Annotated in this window: 2 protein-coding genes; one reads left to right on the top strand and one right to left on the bottom strand. The window is 44.4% G+C overall.

The genetic code is table 11. The annotated features are described in order from the left end of the window. Positions 1-614 (top strand): alpha/beta hydrolase (locus IQ270_RS30260; protein ID WP_193976778.1); only part of this gene is annotated, 614 nt, incomplete at its 5' end. A gap of 326 nt (positions 615-940) precedes the next feature. Here the strand turns inward: IQ270_RS30260 and IQ270_RS30255 are convergent. Next, positions 941-1,420, bottom strand: a 480-nt coding sequence (locus IQ270_RS30255; RefSeq protein WP_228056847.1) for a hypothetical protein, incomplete at its 5' end; no start/stop codon positions are given.

Below are 1,420 nucleotides of genomic sequence, written 5' to 3'. Positions count from 1 at the left end.
GAATTGCTCTGATGGGAAGGTCAGCCGGTGCCCATTTAGCATCGCTTTATGCTTATCGTTCAACTACAGTTCCAGTTCGGGCAGTAGTGAATTACTACGGGCCAAATAACCTGCTCCGGGGATATTATGACCCACCTTTTCCCGACCCCCTAAACGTCCGAGCCATTCTGCGTGACTTTCTGGGAGGAACCCCCGACCAATTAAGAGAGCTTTACCTTGAAGCTTCTCCCATCAATTATGTTAAACCCAACCTTCCCCCTTCTCTACTGGTTTATGCAGGTCGCGACCATATAGTTGAAGCCAAGTTTGGACGCTCTCTCTACGAACAATTACGAGCGACTGGCAATCGTGCGGTAATGCTCGAAATTCCTTGGGCTGAGCACGCCTTTGATGCGGTTTTTAATGGTGTGAGCAATCAACTGGCTTTGTATTACACAGAACGCTTTTTGGCTTGGGCACTGAAATCTTCTGATTATACCACATCCGGGTCAGCTACCCCCTTTATGATGGGGAGAAAGAAACTCACTTTCTGCGATCGCAGGAGAATCTGCGCGATCGTTATTTTTCCCTCAGCAGGATTGTCAGCTTCCGGCTATCAAGGCAACAAGCCTTGACTTCCGGCTCATAAAATATGCAAAAAAGTCATAATTTCAGTTGCGAGAGTGAAAATAACGATCGCAATTATGAAGTTACCCGCCTCGAAAAATTATTAGTTATACTGTGGTGACAATTTCTGACGACGACCACAAATGATAAAACGACCTCAAAAAAGAGCTTTTGGGGGCGCTCGACTGCTTGCTTGCGAGCGATCGCCCTCAAGATCTCAAAGCGGTTCTATACTGGGCTTTTTTCTTGTTGGTGCAAAGATTCGGCTTCTTCACGAAGTTGGGCAAGCGCTTCTTCGGATAAGTTTTCAAGGATTGAATTTAGCTGCTTTTTATTACCATTTTTGGGGTGGCTGGTGGCGAGAGATTGTGTCGGCATCAAGCGAGGATTCGCGCTGTAAAAAATTTTCAAATAGCTGAAAAAATGTATCAAGCGCTTGGGATTCATCTTCTGAATAAAAAAGGATAATTCGCGCCCAAGACCGGGTAGATTGCTGGTTAAATTGGTTTTCTATCCAGTCTTGAAATTCGGCAAATTCTTGTTCCTGTTCAGTAACAGGAATTCCGAGTTGGCGACAGGCACAAGTGTAACCATCTAAAAAAGCTTGCAGACTAAAGATAGAACGCTTGCCAAGATAAAGGGCGGGTCTACTTTTGATTTTATCTAAAAGCTGATAAAAATTGTTGTCTGCTGTAATTGAGGGTGTAGCTTGAGGATTTTTCCAGGCATATTCTTTGAGGGAGGGGGGTTCTGAGGGCTTTTCTCCTTGGTTAAATTCTGCAAGTAGTTCAAAAAAGTAATTGAAGGCTTCTCT

Source organism: Microcoleus sp. LEGE 07076 (genome assembly GCF_015207455.1).
GTDB lineage: Bacteria > Cyanobacteriota > Cyanobacteriia > Cyanobacteriales > Microcoleaceae > Microcoleus.
The sequence above is the reverse complement of the archived record's forward strand: the minus strand, read 5'-3'. Positions and strand labels throughout refer to the sequence as shown.